Here is a 16,474-nt window from a genome sequence, read left to right as displayed (position 1 = left end):
TATGGAGGTTCAATGTTGACTTCAAGATTACAACACTCAAAATTCGATGAAATTAAAATCAATTTGCTGAGCGGATTGACCGTTGCATTGGCGATGGTGCCTGAAGCCATCGCATTTGCGCTTATCGCCCATGTTTCACCTTTAACTGGCCTATACGCCGCTGTAATAGTTTCTTTTATAACTTCTGCCTTTGGTGGACGTCCAGGCATGATTTCTGGCGCGACCGGCGCGCTTGCCGTAGTTATGGTGGCATTAGTCGCCCAGCATGGTGTGCAATATTTGTTTGCCACCATTGTGCTGATGGGTTTATTGCAAATATTGTTCGCCGTTGCAAAGCTTGGTAAGTTCATTCGCATGGTGCCACATCCAGTGATGTTAGGTTTTGTGAATGGGCTAGCGATTGTGATTTTCTTAGCCCAATTTGGTCATTTCAAAACTACAAACTCAGATGGTTCAGTCACCTGGATGACTGGCACTCCGCTGTATATCATGATTGGTCTGATTGCAGTGACCATGGCGATTATTTATCTATTGCCAAAATTTACTAAGGCTATCCCTTCAACATTAGCAGCTATTATTGCCGTTACTGTGAGTGTGATTTATTTTGGACTGGATACTAAAACAGTGGGAGATCTCGGTTCTATCGCAGGTGGATTACCAAGCTTTCAGATTCCAGATGTGCCGTGGAGTCTAGAAACGCTGTATATCATCTTGCCTTATGCACTGATTCTTGCTGCCGTGGGTTTAATTGAAACCCTCCTCACTTTGAACCTGATTGATGAAATGACGGATACGCGTGGTCGTCCCAACAAAGAATCTATGGCACAGGGCATTGCAAATGTAGTGACTGCTTTCTTTGGTGGAATGGGGGGGTGCGCAATGATTGGGCAGAGTATGATTAACATTAACAATGGGGCCTTGAAGCGACTGTCTGGGATTGCCACCTCAGCATTTCTACTTTCTTTCATTTTGTTTGCATCCAAATGGATTGAAATGATTCCATTAGCTGCTTTAATCGGTGTGATGTTTGTGGTGGCTGAAAAAACTTTTGAATGGGGAACGCTTAATCTTTTCGGCAAGGTACCTAAGCAAGATGTCTTTGTTGGTTTATTGGTGGGTGGTGTAACAATTGTTGCCGATTTAGCTATTGCAGTGATTGCTGGTGTGATTGTGTCAGCGCTAGTATTTGCCTGGGAACACGCCAAACAAATTGCGGTACATGTTGAAATAGATCAGCAGGGTCAGAAAATCTATTCACTCAATGGGACGTTGTTCTTTGCTTCTATCGCCAATTTTCAATCTTTATTCAGTATCGCGGATGATCCAGAACAAGTGGTAATTGATTTCAAAAATGCTAGAGTTGTAGACCATTCAGCATTGGTTGCCATTGACGGTTTGGCCTCAAAATATAGAGCCGCAGGTAAGAAACTGCAGTTAAGACATTTGAGTAAGGATTGTTATGATTTACTAGTCAATGCTAAAGACATGATTGAAATCAATTTGCTTGAAGATCCCAAATATAGAGTATCAGATGACAAACTAGCTTAATCGAATGGCTTAATAATAACTACAATGGCTCCTGTTAGGAGCCATTTTTAATGCTGTAGCGTACGGTAGCATAACTTCAGAATTACACAGAGCTGGTCCCTAATTATTAACAGCCACCCGAAATATCCGAACTGCGCCAATGTACTGGAATTACCGCTCAATCTGTTCTGAAATGGGTGCTCAGCAAATGTTGAAACCGATGCTCAAATTAGATTGGCGAACACATTTATTTAAATGTTGGATTTGCATTCAGAGTCATTCGGACATAACCGGTGGGAAATTAATATCAATTAGCTCTGCTTATAACTCATGTAGAAGGGTATTTTCGTTAATCGATTATTTTTTATTAAATGCTGGTCAATTCAAATTGTCCCAATACGGGCTAATGAATGTAACTGAAAATGATATTTTCAATTTACTCGCGCAACTAGCATCTTCAAATGAAACATCAACGAGCATTTATCAGTTACCAATCAAACTCACCGAGTTTTTGAAACGAGAAATTTCGGAAGCGAACATTAATGAATTGAATGCACTCATTGAAAACAATTCTGAGCTAGCACTTGATATACCTGATGAGCAAGATTGTATGCTTCAACTCGATAAGCAAGAGATTATTTATGCAAGAGCAATACTATGGGATAAAGGTTATTACAAGTCTGATTATCGAACCAAAAAAAGCCTTGAGAGTTATCGATTCTCACCTGATTATGAAAAATTATTTGAAATAATCTATCCAAACACAATTCGTGCATTTACATCTAAGCCTCAAGCACCTGAATTACTTTTCGATCAAATTAATAGTTATGTGAAGGAATACCCCAGAGCATCAGTCACTACGACTTTGGAAGAGACGATGAGCGTCAAGGAGTGGTCAGCATATCGTTCAGCTATTAGATCACTTGGTCAACTCAAAGAAATTGGCTTACCAGTTCCAATTCTTGCACTCAATGCAACTGACTCAGCCTTCAGTCATGATAAATTCAGCTTGAAAGAAACAGGTCGCTTCAAAACTGTGCCAAATGAAATTGTTCTTAAGTCTTTAAGACAAGCCATTGAATTTACCCTGTCCAATGGTAAGCAAATATTTGACAGTGCAATTGCGGTAATTGAAGCTGCAAGAAAAGAGGGTGTAAGTTGCTTCACATACTCCATTAACAATGATATACGCCCCCTATTAGATCCCAAAATTCAGGCAATGGGTGTCAGAACTTGGAACCTCAGAACGCTAATTAGTCCATTTGAATCAAGGCATGGGCATAGCGCGCGACTGACTTCGACTGAGTATTTTCAAAGATTACGAAATAATGAAGGGCTATTTGAAGTTCTCAGAATCCTATTTGGGGCAATTCAATTCAGCACAGGGACTTTAGTTGCTCGTCGACAAGCTGAATTACTTGGATTAATTGCTGGAAGGTCAGTTGATTTAGAGAAAAGAAATCTAATTTTTGATAATGGAAAATCTGGTATAGGTGACATTAGAGAAAAGGAAGCTAGACCAATCCCTCCTGTAGCAGTGAAGATGATTGATTTACTAGAACACTTCCACAAGCGGCTTCAGGATATAGGAGCCAGCAATCGGCAGGTAGAGCTTTTTTCATATCCTAATATGCATACCGGCGTTCCGGGACCAGCTAACACTAAAAAATACAACTCAAATTTAGATTTGTTTTGTGATTACTTTGAAACTGGATTGAACGATAAAGGTGAACGTTATTACATGCGACAGCATCAATTACGTCGCTTCTTTGCAATGTTATTTTTCTGGGGAAATTCTTTTGGTGGGATGGAGACATTACGCTGGTTTCTGGGCCATACAGACATTGAGCATCTTTATCATTACATAACTGAATCTACACCTGGATATGTTCTTCGTGCATCAAAAGCCCAATTCGGCAGTGAAATCATCAGGACAGATCCAATAGAAAGTAAAGAATTAGCAGACATTATAGAAAAACATTTTGGCACCAGAGAATTTTCTGTTCTCGATAGTGATGAATTGCAAGAATACATAGAAGAGCTTTTACTAGCAGGTCATATTGAAATTGAACCAATATTCTTCATGACACCAGACGGACAATCTTTCCGCATTGCAATAAAAGTTAAAGAAAGCCCCCTGGAGAAATTCAATGGATAAACGTATTGAAAAAAGTAATCAATCCTTGTTGGCACTATCAAGCCTGTTACGGGAGGTTATCAATCATCCAGAAACGTATATTCATGATCAGCAACTAAACACAGCCTTAAAATCTCAAGGAGCCTTAGCAAAATTCTCAAATACATCTAAAGGAATCTTTAGCCTATCAATTAATACTCAAAAAAGAATTGCAGACTCAATTATAAATGGCGGCTACGAGGGACTAAACAAGTCAAGAATCAATGCACTGTTAGCTCTCGAATCAAGCTTACATACAAATAAAAAACCTAATAAGGAAACCAAAGCCGGACTTCTACTTGTCAATCAACAATTAGAAAAAGAAATGCAATCCATTAGACATGATCTCTTACTTTTAACTTTAGCATTTGAAAAATCATTACGGCAAGGGGCTGTTTATGCCAGCCGATCTGACTCACCTACTCAAGCCCTGTGCAAAAAAGAGCAAAGAGAGCTTTTAGACATGTTAACGCTCAGAAACATTCCGCACTTAAAAATGTGATGAAGATGAAAAATGATTAAATCTAAGCTTTATAACAGCACAGACAATAAATTTCAGCTTCCCTTATATGTTGATCAGCAACATCGAGTTATCCCCCAAGATGCAACAAATATTCCAATGATATCTTGGCCTAACGGGACGTGGTGTCTTGAGGCTAACGTTTATATATTAGAACTTTACAATAAAGGGCTCTCTAGAAGAAATCGCGGCGGGACCCTGCTCACTTACGCTACCAATATAAGTCATCTTTTAAGATATGCTTTTTACAACAGAATTTCATTGATAAACCTGACAGATAATCACTTCTGCCAATTTATCAAAATGCTACAAGCTGAAAAAAGAAAGCGTCAGCCAGAATTATTTGCACGAGACTCAAATTCGGTAATCGCTATCGGCCGTAATTGTCTCGAGTTTTTAGCATGTGTAGGAAGGCTTTATCAACTTGAGAACTTCATCGGTCGCAATGGTCAAATTAAAGCCGAGGAAAAAGAGTTTTATATTAAACAAGTCAGCTCTAATCATTTCACCGGAAAAGGAAAGCCAACAAGGAAATATTGGACTCATCGCGCATTTCCTACTCCAGACCCTCAAAAAAAGCGGCTACCTATTGGAACAGAAGCTATTGATAAAATTAGAAAGGTGATACTTCCAACAAGCTCATCCATATTCTTACGGAAGAGACGCTACCTCATGTTGAAGCTTTTAGAAATCACTGGCGGTCGCCGTTCAGAGGTTGCTGACTTAACTTGTGAAAGTGTTCGTATCGCTGCAAGCATGCCTAAACCACTACTGAATCTAATTACTATAAAAAAAGGAAGCGGCACTGTAGCGCATAGAATGATTCCAATTGCTAGTCATGATGCGAAATTTTTACTTGAGTTCATAGAAAAAAATAGGCGCAGTGTTATACGTGCAACTTGTGGATTCAAAGAAGATGATGGATATGTGTTAATCAGTGAAAGAACGGGAAAGCAACTCCGTTCAAACACCATAACTCAGGAAATCTCAATACTTTCAAAAGCAGCTGGTATAGTAGAAAAATGTTGCCCTCATATGTTTCGCCATAGATTTATTACCAAATTATTTGTGGCGTTAATTGAACAACATGAGTTTGATAACCCTAATAGCTTTAGACGCGCTCTACTTGAAGTTGAATCTATTAAACAAATTGTTCAACAATTTACCGGCCATTCAAATCTTGCTTCACTCGATGTTTACATAAATCTCGCATTTGAAGAAGTTACAAACTTCAAAAATACATTGAATGTAGTCAATACCAAAAGAATTGTTAAGTCATTTCAGAACACTTTAAAACAACTCTCAGGAGAGCTTAATTCTGGAGCATCACCAACTGAAATATTGGTACAGATACAAAAATATTTGGATGCTTTTGAAGATGACCTAAATACTTGCCACATCACTGAAGCTACATAATCAAAAATCACTTAGCTTGAGACTCCCTTATTATCAGTCGCAACTGCATCATGGTCTAATGAGTTATGTAGATGTCTGGCAGCCTCCATGTATGGCGTGCACATACTGGAGCGGAAATCATACGCTACTAACAATGAGCAGAAGACATCATCATGGCTAAGCACGGCACTTTTATGTTGCCTTAAGTGGTTTTCTGGAAAGGCAGATGAGTTGCCAGTCCAAACTATCAGTGGAATTTTAGTTTGCTCTTTGGGTGCAATCATCACCGGTGCTGCATGCAGATACATCCCGTATTCTCCGAGCGACTCACCATGGTCCGCGATATACATCATCCCAACATCATAATTTTCTTCATAGGGTTTTAAAAACTTGATGACCTCTGACAAAAAGTAATCTGTATAGAGAATTGCATTGTCGTAAGAATTGTCTATTTCCTGTTTGGTGCAATCTTTTAGCTCTTTGGATTTACAAACCGGGCTAAATTTCTCAAAGGCAGCGGGGTATCTTCTGAAGTACTCAGGGCCATGGTTTCCCATTTGATGCAGCACGATCAAAATGTCTTTATCATTCTTAGATTGAATATGTTTATCAAGGCCATCCAGCATGCCGATGTCCCTGCACTCTGGATCGCAGACTGGGTTCAATGTTGTGGACTGGAAGTTTTGATATTTAACTCTTAAGGCAACGCCTTTGGAGTCGGAGTTATTATCCCTCCACAATACATCGACGCCATTCCTGGCAAGCACATCAATGGCATTCTCCTGCTTTAATGCTGCCTGTTTATCGTAATTTTTCTTACCCAGAGAAGAAAACATACATGGCACAGAAACACTTGTGGACGTACCGCAAGAGGACACGTTATCGAAACTAATCACATTGGCGTTTGCAAGGTTGGGATTGGTAATTCGCTGATAACCGTTGAGTGAGAATCTGTCAAAGCGAGCTGTTTCACCAACCACCATAATCATCAACTTACGTTTATTGCCCGTAGTTGAGGTTTTTACTGCATCCCCAGCAATCGTTTTGAGCACTGTATTACGTGCTTCGTAAACTTTTGCCTCTTGATTCAGGTAATTGTAAGCGGAGTAAATGGAGTAAGTGGGGTTTGCGTAAAACCTTACAATCTTATGCTCTCTAATGAACGAAGCATAACCTGCAGTGAATGGTGCCACGACTACGATGGCAGTTAACACAAGAACAGAAATCGCTTTGAGTCGACCTTTGACTTCTTGTTTGAAGGCCAACCCTTTGGGAAAGAATTTGATGACCAAGTAGGCTGGTATGCAGCCTAATAGAACTAGCCTAAGCAAGAGTTCAATGCTTATTAATCCTTGCATTTCCTTAAAGTCAGTTTGCGCTACGTTATCCATCATAGTGTGATCGATGACCACACCAAAACTATCCATAAAATACGCGTTGATAGAGGCAACAATCAGCAATATGGCTAATATCCATTTTGCTGTTGTTCTGCCAATGCAAAGAATCTGAAAGACGATAGCGATCGTCGCAAAAAAGAAAGTTATTAGAGAGGCCAGGAAAGGTAGGTTATGGAAACTTACTGGATATGTTTTCAGCAAGTTTTGGCAAAGGGAAAGGTTGCCCGTCACCATAATGAATAACGAAATTGCCAATATCCACTTGGTTTGTGTTTCCGGTACAGAAAAGTATTTTGCAATCCCTGTTTTGAAAGTACTTGAAAGCATCGTCATATCTTCTAATGATTATCATTCTTGATAAGCAATTCAGATGCCAGTTCGTAACCGATTGAATTTTATATATTTAATTAAAACTCATCCTGATAGCCATGCATTTTTTGCAGAGTGATATCTTAAATTTCCTGCAAAAAATGCACCCATGAATGATTGGTTTTATTGATAGTCCACAGAAATTAAGAGGCAGATTCAAAAGTATGATTCGGGGATTCAGACTTTTGTACATTTAGTTACACTAAACTCATTGACTCATCAATAAGTTATTGTTAGATTTAAAAAGGCATGTATCAAATTTTTAAAAAATTCATGGTATTTCTTGCGCTGATCTCAGTGATGAGTTCATCGGCGTGGGCCTTTTCGCCTGAAGTTTTATTTGATGATGCTGTAGCGTCTCAAGCGGTTATGCAAGATGTCCATTTGATTAATAAGTCACAAATCACTTCGGTCTCAGATAATCAAACTGTCCCGATGCCGGAGCAGTTTTGTGATCATGCTTGCCATATCTCTGCACATATCACGGCTATTGAGACCAATGAATTAGTTAGTACACTTTCCCAATTGGGCTCGACGATTTTCAAAACTGAGCCTAAAGATCAGTTCACCAACCCTGTCCTAAAAAGTCTCTACAGACCTCCTGCACTCATTTAGTCAATTTGTCTAAGATGCTGACTCGTTCAGCATCTTGATCATTGATCTAACGAGAGAGGTCTTGCCGTGTTTGAATCATCTATTAGAAGATGGCTATTACTTTCAATAGCTTTCTTCATAGCTCCAGCTATACAAGCTGAACCATTAACATTGGATGCAGCTTGGAATATTGCTGCCCAGAATAACCCTGATCTGAAACGCTTGATCGCCAACCAGAGTATTCCGGCTGGCGAATTCCAGGATGCATCAGGTCCACTTTATTACAACCCAACAGTCAACCTTGAGGCGAGAACACGTCGTATTGCTCAAACTGGCGCATCAGACCCATATCGAGGTGAATATGGCATAGGCGTTTCTCAAACCTTTGAGATTGCCGGACAGCAAGGCTTCCGTAGGCAAGCAGCTGAGGAAAGCAAAACGGCAATTAGCCAGGACATTGCTGAAGAGTACCGTGTCCTGCATGCACAGTTGGAAGAGCAGTTTATTACTGTGCTCGCAGTACAAAAGCGTATCGAAGTTGAAAAGCGCATTCTCAAGCTCATAGAGCAAAACACCTCCCTGTCTCGCAAGCGGGTAAGTGCCGGCGAAGATAGTTTGCTTGATGGTAATCTAGCCATCGTTGATGCTGAACGCGCAAGAAATCAGCTGATCTCTTTAAATGAACAACTACTGCGTGCCAGAACCCAACTAGCTGCCACACTACAACTCAATGCCAACGACTTTCCAGAGGTCACGGGGCAATTAACTCCAAATCAGACGCAATATACATTGCAGGATCTTTTCAACAAATTAGACTCCCGCCCAGGCATTCAGGCACTAACCAGTAAAGAAGCTTCTGCACGCTCACGCTTGGAGCTGCAAAAAAGCATGCGCTATCCAGATTTAACGGTGAGTCTGATCAATACCACCGAAGCCAGTTTGGCAGGTAGCGACAATATCTCATCCATCGGCGTTTCTTTGCCATTGCCTATCTTCCGCCGAAATGCTGCGGGTGTAGGTCGTGCGGCCGCTGAGCTTACCCAATCAGAAATCAACCGCACCTCTGGTACTCGCAATGCAAAAGCGACTATAGAGGCCGCATGGTTACGTCGTGAAAATATCAAAGACCGTGTAAGACGGTTAGATAGCGAGGTATATCCGAGGTTGGAAGAAAACCTGATACTTTCCAAGAAAGCCTTTGAAAACGGAGAAATCGGCTTACCTCAGTTATTGATTGTGCAAAGGCAGGTTGTGGATGCGCAGCGAGACATCATTGATGCTCAGAAAGAACTGCGCCTCGTGCAGATCGAATTGGAATATATCTCTGGCTGGCTATCCCCTATAGCTGCAACTGATCAAAACTAGGAAACTAAAATGCTAAAGTTCTTCAGAAATTTATACGTGATTGCACTGGCATTTTCAGTCATCATTTTTCTCATGATTTTAAGCGGGTGCAGTTCTGAGAACAACCAGCCTCAAGAGCCGAAAACAGAAACCTCAAGTATCCCAGCGGAGACAAAAGCTGATGAGGATTTAATTAAATTAAGTCCTGCCGAGATACAGAAAAGTGGTGTCACTATCGCCAAAGTGACCAAGCAACCCATACAGGATCAGCTCAGTTTTACAGCGAACATTTTGGCCAATCAAAATAAACTGGCTCATGTCACGCCTCGTATTGAAGGGAAGCTGTCCAAAGTGATCGCCAATCTTGGAGACCATGTAAAAACAAGCCAAACCCTAGCTGAGATTGACAGTGTTCCGATGGGGGAGGCTCGTGCACAATTCAGAAGCTCTAAGACCGATCTAACGCTAGCTCAGGCGAACTTTGATCGTATATCCAAGCTGTATGAAGACAAGGTTGTGCCACAAAAGCAATTCATTGAATCTCAGTCTGCACTGGAGCGCGCTAAATCAGCGCTCTACGCAGACTCTGAAAGATTAAGAATGTATGGCGGTCTGGATCAGCAGAGTGGATCTACCTACCTATTGAAAGCACCATTCAACGGCATCGTGATAGAGAAAAATGCAGTGATTGGTGAATTAGCCAATCCAGCAGATACCATTTTCACCATCGCGGACATGTCAACGGTGTGGATTGATGCCGATGTTCCAGAAAGGGATTTGCAATATCTGGAAGTCGGTAAAACAGCCAGTGTGACTGTGACCGCTTATCCCGATGAGGTATTTACCGGGAAAGTGAGCTACCTATCTAGTGTGGTGGATAAAACCACCCGTACGGTCAAGGCGCGTATCGAACTGCCTAATACAGAGCAAAAGCTTCGCATCGACATGTTTGCCAAGGTCGTTCTGAATCATTCTGGTACGAAGGATGTTCTAGTTGTACCTAATACATCTGTCGTGATGGTACAAGGTATCCCTAATGTCTACGTGAGCGAAGATGGCGGATTTAAAGCAAGAGCTGTAGAACTAGGTGCCCGATATAACGAGTATGTCGAAATCAAAACTGGATTAACTGAAGATGAAAGCATCGTTCAGACAGGCGTATATGCTCTAAAAGCTCGACAACTCAAATCACAAATCAGTGATGAGCACTAGGAGAACAGCATGTTGAATTGGATATTAGATGCTGCCCTCAAATACAAGCTTCTTGTCATTCTTGCCTTTGTTGTCGTGGTTTTTTTCGGTGTCAAAGCATGGCAGGAAGTCCCTCTAGATGCTTTCCCAGACGTGACTCCTGTGCAGGTAAACGTGTACACGGAGTCTCCTGGACTTGCTTCTGAAGATGTTGAAAAGCTAATTACTTTTCCAGTCGAGAGTTCTTTGGCTGGCCTGAAAGGTATTGAGGAGATTCGGTCAGTTTCATTGTTTGGTTTGTCTTATATCAGTGTTTATTTTTCTGATACTACTGACATACAACAGGCTCGCTTTTTGGTGGGTGAAAAGCTAGCTGATGCTCGCTCCAGAATGCCGGCAGGCTATGGCGAACCAACACTTGGCCCTAACACATCAGGTTTAGGTCAGGTACTTTGGTATACCTTGAAGTCCGATAAGCAAAGCACTATGGATCTTCGCACATTGCATGACTGGAATGTGCGTATGGTGATGCGTACCGTACCCGGAGTCGATGACATCACATCCTGGGGAGGCAACGAGAAACAATTTCAGGTTCAAATCGACCCTCAAAAGCTATTCAAATATGGCCTGACCTTCTCTGAAGTCATCGACAGATTGGTGGCAAATAACCATCAGGTTGGTGGGCAATACGTCAATATTGGCCAAGAACAGTTCTTGGTGCGTGGCTTAGGGCTGGTTAAAAATAGCCGCGATATTCAACGTATCGTCGTCTCTGAGAACCAGGGTACGCCAGTCTATGTAGAAAACATTGCCAAAGTAGTTGAAGGCGCAGGCCCCCGTTTTGGTGCTGTTACGCAAGATGGCAAGGAAGTTGTGATGGGTATGGTACTTGCCAGGATTGGTGAAAATGCCCAGCAAGTGGTTGATGCTGCCAAAGAGAAGTTGGAGCTGGTGAAAGCCACCTTACCTAAGGGTGTGACACTGGAAACTGTTTATGATCGAACCGCGATCATTGACAAGGCTATACGTATGGCAGACCGCGCCATGATTGAGGGCGCATTGCTAGTCATTGCGGTGCTGTTCATGTTGCTTGGCGAAGTGCGTTCGGCTTTAGTCGTCGTTGTAGCAATCCCAATGGGCCGTCTGATCGCTTTTATCTTCATGGAGAAATATGGCATCTCAGCTAATCTGATGTCATTGGGTGGTTTGATTATTGGCCTAGGTATGACCATTGATGGCCCACTGGTTCTTGTTGAGAACTGCTTCCGTCGTTTGGCTCACTTCGCTGGTCAAAAGGTAGATAGATCCAAAATCGTACTCGATGCTTCACGAGAGGTGATCAATCCAATCACTTTTGGTGTGTTGATCATCACAGTGGTTTTCCTGCCTATCTTCTCCCTGACGGGGCTGGAAGGGAAGCTATTTAAGCCCTTGGCCATCAACATGACTTTTGCCATGATTGGCTCAATGATCCTGACGCTGACACTTATTCCGGTGTTGTGTTCTTTGGCGTTGAAGCCAAAGGAAGAGAGAGATCCATGGCTGATTCGCTTAATCAAGCCTAAGTATGTATCTCTGCTGAAGTGGTGCTTGGCACATAAGAAGCTAGTCGTAGGCTCTACGGGTATTGCCTTCATTGCCGCCTTAGCGATGTTTCCATTCCTGGGCAAAGAGTTTATGCCCAACCTGCAGGAACAGGACATTCTCTTTAGGGTGACAGGCATCCCTTCTACCTCACTTGAGCAATCTATTTCAGTCTCTGATCGTGTGGCGAAGAGCCTCAAAAAAATGCCCCAAGTGCAAAGCAGCCTGGCAATGATTGGTCGTGCAGAAAAGGGTGAAACCGCTGACGTGAACTACATGGAAGTACTAGTGCATTTAAAACCAGCAGACTCATGGCCTCAAGAAATTACCTATGGCGACCTCGCGCAGCAGCTCCAGGAGCAAGTTGAAAAAGATGTCCCTGAGGCTGTTATTTCGGCTTCTCAACCTATCCAGTCTCGGGTTGAAGAATTGATCTCGGGCGTCAGGGCAACTTTGTCTGCAAAAGTCTATGGTGAAGATCTTGCAACCATTGATCGTATCGCTAATCAGGTAAGAGCTGTGGTCTCCAAAGTTAATGGAGTTACAGATCTGGCGTTGGAAGCCAACATAGGAAAACCGCAACTCATTATCAATGTGGATCGTGAAGCGATCGCCCGTTATGGCATTAATGCTGATGATATCTTACAAGTTGTGCAATCAGGCATTGGTGGCAAGCCCGTCTCTACGCTGATTGACGGTGTGAAGCGATTTGCCATCCAAGTTTGGTTACAACCGGAGTACCGCAGTGATATTCGAGCAATTAACGATATCCCCATTTCAACATCTCAGGGTGCGTTGATTCCGTTGTCTCAAGTTGCTAGCGTTGATATTGAAGAGGGTTATTCATTTGTCAGACGTGAGCAATTGCAACGTTACGCAGTGATTCAAATGGACGTGCAAGGCCGGGACATTGATGGCTTTGTTAAAGAGGCCCAAGCCGCGATTGAGCAGCAAGTAAAACTTCCAAGTGGTTATTGGATTCAATGGGGTGGCGCATTTGAGAACCAGCAACGAGCCATGACTAAGCTGGCAATCATTGTACCGCTTACCATTGGTCTGATATTCGTTCTTCTCTACACAGCCTTCCATTCACTACGTTATGCCGGACTGATTATTGCCAATGTGCCTTTCGCAGCAATCGGCGGCATTTTCTCTCTGGCAATTGCCGGCCAGTACCTCTCGGTGCCTGCGGCGATTGGCTTTATCGCAGTGTTCGGGGTGGCCATGTTGAACGGTATTGTCTTAGTGGAGTTTATCAATGGCTTACGCGAAGAAGGCAAGTCCGTAGATGAGGCTGTACTGGAAGGTACCACTCTCCGATTAAGGCCTGTGATGATGACGGCCATGGTAGAGATCTTTGGTTTGATCCCGTTCTTACTTGCAACCGGTGTCGGTTCAGAAATCCTTAGACCACTTGCTGTCGTGGTTATTGGAGGCCTTCTCACGGCTACGGCACTTACCTTGGTTTTCCTGCCGGTTGCGTACGACTGGATGGAAACAAGGAGGGAGCTCAACGAAGCTAAAAACCCAAATTGATTTGGAGTTTTGGTTAATTAAGTGATCGGATCAGGTTGTATTTGTAGCAGCCTGATCATTAGCATAAATGTTTCATGATTCCATTGAGGAGAATATCGTGAATAGATCTAAGAATCATAAAAATGAAGCTAAGCAATGCAGTGATTGCATTGATAAAGAACCAGTAATTACTACTGCACTTTCAGAGGGTACATTGACAACCTCTTTATCTACTGTAGATCAAGCAAGATTTCGTATTCCATCCATGGATTGTGCTTCTGAGGAAGCTGAGATTAGACGTGCGCTTGCAAAGATTGATGCAATCAAAAGCTTAAGATTTAATTTGGGCGCACGTGAACTGATCATAGATGCAGATGCGAATAGCATCCCATTAGCTATGGAGGCAATCAAGAAATCAGGTTTTGAAACTGAATTAATCCTTGATGAGAAAAACTCTGAAGTCATTACAGCGTCTCCAAAAGGATTTTGGAGCAGTTGGGGCAAACCAATTGCCGGCTTGGTTTTGGCAGTAGCAGCCGAAGTCCTGGAGTTTGCATTTACAGGTACCCAAGAAATTCGATATCTTGGAATGGCTTTGGCTGGTCTCTCAATCGCTTTGACAGGGTTAGATGTTTATATAAAAGGACTCAAAGCATTTAATGATGGACGTTTAAACATCAATGCATTAATGACCATTGCTGTCACCGGTGCATTTTTCATTGGTCAATGGCCTGAGGCTGCAATGGTGATGGCGCTCTATGCAATCGCAGAAGCTATCGAAGCTAAGGCTGTAGATAGAGCACGGAACGCAATTAAGAGCTTGATGGAATTAACCCCAGAAGATGCTGAGGTTTTGCAATCGGATGGGGCATGGAAGCGTGAATTGGTCAAAGATATTCCAATTGATGCAAAAGTGCGTATTCGACCAGGTGAACGTATCCCGCTAGATGGCATTGTGATTTCCGGGCAGAGTGCTATAGACCAATCTCCTGTTACCGGCGAAAGCCTACCAGTGGATAAGTCTCCAAATGATCAAGTGTTTGCCGGAACTATCAACCAAGCGGCTGAATTAGAGATTCGAATCACTGCCCTTTCTTCGAACAGCACAATATCCAGAATCATCAATGCGGTTGAGCAAGCCCAAGGTTCCCGGGCGCCGACACAGAGATTTGTAGATTCCTTTGCGGCGATCTATACACCCGCGGTTTTTGTTCTTGCGCTAATCGTGGCTCTCTGGATGCCATTCTTACTGGAATGGACCTGGATGAAGTCTATTTATAAAGCACTTGTATTACTGGTGATTGCTTGCCCGTGTGCGTTGGTGATATCGACGCCTGTTACCGTAGTAAGTGGCCTTGCAGCAGCAGCGAGAAGAGGCATACTCATCAAAGGTGGAGTTTATCTTGAAGAGGCCCGTAAGATAAAAGCGGTTGCGCTAGACAAGACAGGAACGATTACTGAAGGAAAACCCAAGCTATCTAGCTTTGATGTATTTGATGTGCAGTCTAATCCCACTGAGTTAAAAAGTATTGCCTATAGTTTGGCATCTCGGTCAGATCACCCCGTGTCAAAAGCAATTGCTGAGGGCTTATCTGGGCAAACTAAGGATGTGAAGAATTTCAAAGCTGTTGCTGGACGTGGAGTACAGGCCAAAATTGGAAACAGTACCTTTTTCTTGGGAAACCATCGCTGGATTGAGGAGATGAACCTTTGCTCCTCCGAATTGGAAATGCAATTAGCCAAACTAGAAAATGCCGGTCGCACGGTTAGCTTACTGGCCACTTCCGAAAAGGTGCTGGCAGTCTGCTCGGTAGCGGATACGATCAAATCCTCTTCAAAAGAAGCGGTCTCAGAACTCATACGACTTGGAGTCACACCTGTAATGCTAACTGGGGACAATCTTGCTACCGCTAAAACGGTAGGTATCCAGGCTGGCATTAATGAAGTCAAAGGTAATCTCTTGCCAGAGGATAAATTAAAGGAAATTGAATCCCTTCAGCAACAATTTGGTGTGACTGCGATGACGGGTGATGGGATCAATGATGCGCCATCATTAGCACGAGCTGATATTGGTTTTGCGATGGGAGCAGCTGGGACACACACTGCGATGGAAGCAGCAGATGTTTTGGTAATGAATGATGATTTACGTAGGTTGCCTGAAACAATTCGCCTCTCAAAACAAACGCATGCCATTCTTTGGCAGAACATTGCTCTAGCCTTGGGCATCAAGTTTGTATTTTTATATCTTGCCTTATTTGACAATGCATCTATGTGGATGGCTGTCTTTGCTGATATGGGTGCAAGTTTGCTAGTGGTATTTAATGGTTTGAGATTGATTTACTTCAATCGGCAATCAAGAACCTAATACAAATAAACAGCTTTTATTTTAGGAGGTCTAAATTGATACTTAAGAAATTAGATGCTGAACTTAACTTTCACCAAGCAGCACTGCGCGTACGCAACCAGCGCCAAGAATTACTCGCATCAAATATCGCCAACGCTGACACGCCCCAATACAAAGCGCGTGACATTGACTTTCAATCTGCAATGCAGTCAGCGCTTCAACAAAGTGCTGGAGTTGGTCCTGCAACACAACCTGCAAGTGAAATGCAGCAAACCAATAATGCTCATATGAATGGTAATGCTGGCAATGGTTACCCCGGATCAGGTGACGTATTATTCCGATCATTGAGACAAGGATCCGTAGATGGCAATACCGTTGATATGGACGTAGAGCGAAACGCTTATGTAGATAATGGAATTCGCTACGAAGCAAGCCTCACGATGATGACTGATAAAATCAAAGAGGTGATGGCGGCTATTAACGGGCAAGATAAATAACGGTCACTATGGCATTATGCT

General features: G+C 42.6%; 11 protein-coding genes. 10 read left to right on the top strand and 1 reads right to left on the bottom strand.

From position 1 onward, the window contains the following. The first annotated feature begins 12 nt into the window (after positions 1 to 12). The 4 genes from ACJ67_RS00850 to ACJ67_RS00835 all read left to right on the top strand — a co-directional run bounded on the left by ACJ67_RS00850 (position 13) and on the right by ACJ67_RS00835 (position 5,639). Positions 13 to 1,548 carry a SulP family inorganic anion transporter gene (locus tag ACJ67_RS00850; protein WP_049637482.1) on the top strand — a complete coding sequence of 512 codons (1,536 nt, stop codon included), beginning with the start codon at positions 13 to 15 and terminating at the stop codon, positions 1,546 to 1,548. A gap of 187 nt (positions 1,549 to 1,735) precedes the next feature. Further along, positions 1,736 to 3,685 carry a hypothetical protein gene (locus ACJ67_RS00845; protein WP_231587214.1) on the top strand — a complete coding sequence of 650 codons (1,950 nt, stop codon included), beginning with the start codon at positions 1,736 to 1,738 and terminating at the stop codon, positions 3,683 to 3,685. After that, the gene (locus tag ACJ67_RS00840; RefSeq protein WP_019880951.1) at positions 3,678 to 4,205 is read left to right on the top strand and encodes a hypothetical protein; all 528 of its coding nucleotides are present in this window, start codon (positions 3,678 to 3,680) and stop codon (positions 4,203 to 4,205) included. Before ACJ67_RS00845 ends, ACJ67_RS00840 begins: the two co-directional genes overlap by 8 nt. Before the next feature lie 12 nt (positions 4,206 to 4,217). Beyond that, on the top strand, positions 4,218 to 5,639 hold the full coding sequence (locus tag ACJ67_RS00835) for a site-specific integrase (protein WP_019880950.1): 1,422 nt from the start codon (positions 4,218 to 4,220) through the stop codon (positions 5,637 to 5,639). A gap of 11 nt (positions 5,640 to 5,650) precedes the next feature. On the opposite strand, the gene ACJ67_RS00830 is transcribed toward ACJ67_RS00835, so the two are convergent. Next, positions 5,651 to 7,348 carry a phosphoethanolamine transferase gene (locus tag ACJ67_RS00830; protein WP_019880948.1) on the bottom strand — a complete coding sequence of 566 codons (1,698 nt, stop codon included), beginning with the start codon at positions 7,346 to 7,348 and terminating at the stop codon, positions 5,651 to 5,653. A 285-nt stretch (positions 7,349 to 7,633) separates the two neighbouring features. Here ACJ67_RS00830 and ACJ67_RS00825 point away from each other — a divergent pair, with 285 nt between their 5' ends. The 6 genes from ACJ67_RS00825 to flgB all read left to right on the top strand — a co-directional run bounded on the left by ACJ67_RS00825 (position 7,634) and on the right by flgB (position 16,453). Beyond that, positions 7,634 to 7,999: a hypothetical protein gene (locus tag ACJ67_RS00825; RefSeq protein ID WP_049637481.1), complete on the top strand. Its 366-nt coding sequence runs from the start codon at positions 7,634 to 7,636 to the stop codon at positions 7,997 to 7,999. A gap of 66 nt (positions 8,000 to 8,065) precedes the next feature. Beyond that, complete coding sequence (locus ACJ67_RS00820; RefSeq protein ID WP_231587212.1) at positions 8,066 to 9,343, top strand: TolC family protein; 1,278 nt, start codon at positions 8,066 to 8,068, stop codon at positions 9,341 to 9,343. Positions 9,344 to 9,352: 9 nt separating this feature from the next. Beyond that, a complete protein-coding gene (locus ACJ67_RS00815; RefSeq protein WP_019880945.1) occupies positions 9,353 to 10,534 on the top strand; it encodes an efflux RND transporter periplasmic adaptor subunit in 1,182 nt (393 codons plus the stop codon). 9 nt (positions 10,535 to 10,543) lie between these two features. Further along, positions 10,544 to 13,633: an efflux RND transporter permease subunit gene (locus ACJ67_RS00810; protein ID WP_049637480.1), complete on the top strand. Its 3,090-nt coding sequence runs from the start codon at positions 10,544 to 10,546 to the stop codon at positions 13,631 to 13,633. 97 nt (positions 13,634 to 13,730) lie between these two features. Continuing rightward, a complete protein-coding gene (locus ACJ67_RS00805) occupies positions 13,731 to 15,977 on the top strand; it encodes a cation-translocating P-type ATPase (protein WP_231587211.1) in 2,247 nt (748 codons plus the stop codon). 35 nt (positions 15,978 to 16,012) lie between these two features. Beyond that, positions 16,013 to 16,453, top strand: coding sequence for a flagellar basal body rod protein FlgB (gene flgB / locus ACJ67_RS00800; RefSeq protein ID WP_019880941.1), 441 nt, complete (start codon positions 16,013 to 16,015; stop codon positions 16,451 to 16,453). Positions 16,454 to 16,474: the final 21 nt, after the last annotated feature.

This window comes from Methylophilus sp. TWE2, assembly GCF_001183865.1.
Lineage (GTDB): Bacteria > Pseudomonadota > Gammaproteobacteria > Burkholderiales > Methylophilaceae > Methylophilus.
Note: the sequence above shows the minus strand (reverse complement) of the source record. Positions and strands in the feature narration are given on the sequence as shown.

Excerpts from the sequence above, each read along its gene's own strand:
- ACJ67_RS00815 (WP_019880945.1), top strand. The coding sequence starts at position 9,353 with ATGCTAAAGTTCTTCAGAAATTTATACGTGATTGCACTGGCATTTTCA.
- ACJ67_RS00810 (WP_049637480.1), top strand. The coding sequence starts at position 10,544 with ATGTTGAATTGGATATTAGATGCTGCCCTCAAATACAAGCTTCTTGTC.
- ACJ67_RS00845 (WP_231587214.1), top strand. The coding sequence starts at position 1,736 with ATGTTGAAACCGATGCTCAAATTAGATTGGCGAACACATTTATTTAAA.
- ACJ67_RS00825 (WP_049637481.1), top strand. The coding sequence starts at position 7,634 with ATGTATCAAATTTTTAAAAAATTCATGGTATTTCTTGCGCTGATCTCA.
- ACJ67_RS00850 (WP_049637482.1), top strand. The coding sequence starts at position 13 with ATGTTGACTTCAAGATTACAACACTCAAAATTCGATGAAATTAAAATC.
- ACJ67_RS00830 (WP_019880948.1), bottom strand. The coding sequence starts at position 7,348 with ATGACGATGCTTTCAAGTACTTTCAAAACAGGGATTGCAAAATACTTT.
- ACJ67_RS00835 (WP_019880950.1), top strand. The coding sequence starts at position 4,218 with ATGATTAAATCTAAGCTTTATAACAGCACAGACAATAAATTTCAGCTT.
- ACJ67_RS00840 (WP_019880951.1), top strand. The coding sequence starts at position 3,678 with ATGGATAAACGTATTGAAAAAAGTAATCAATCCTTGTTGGCACTATCA.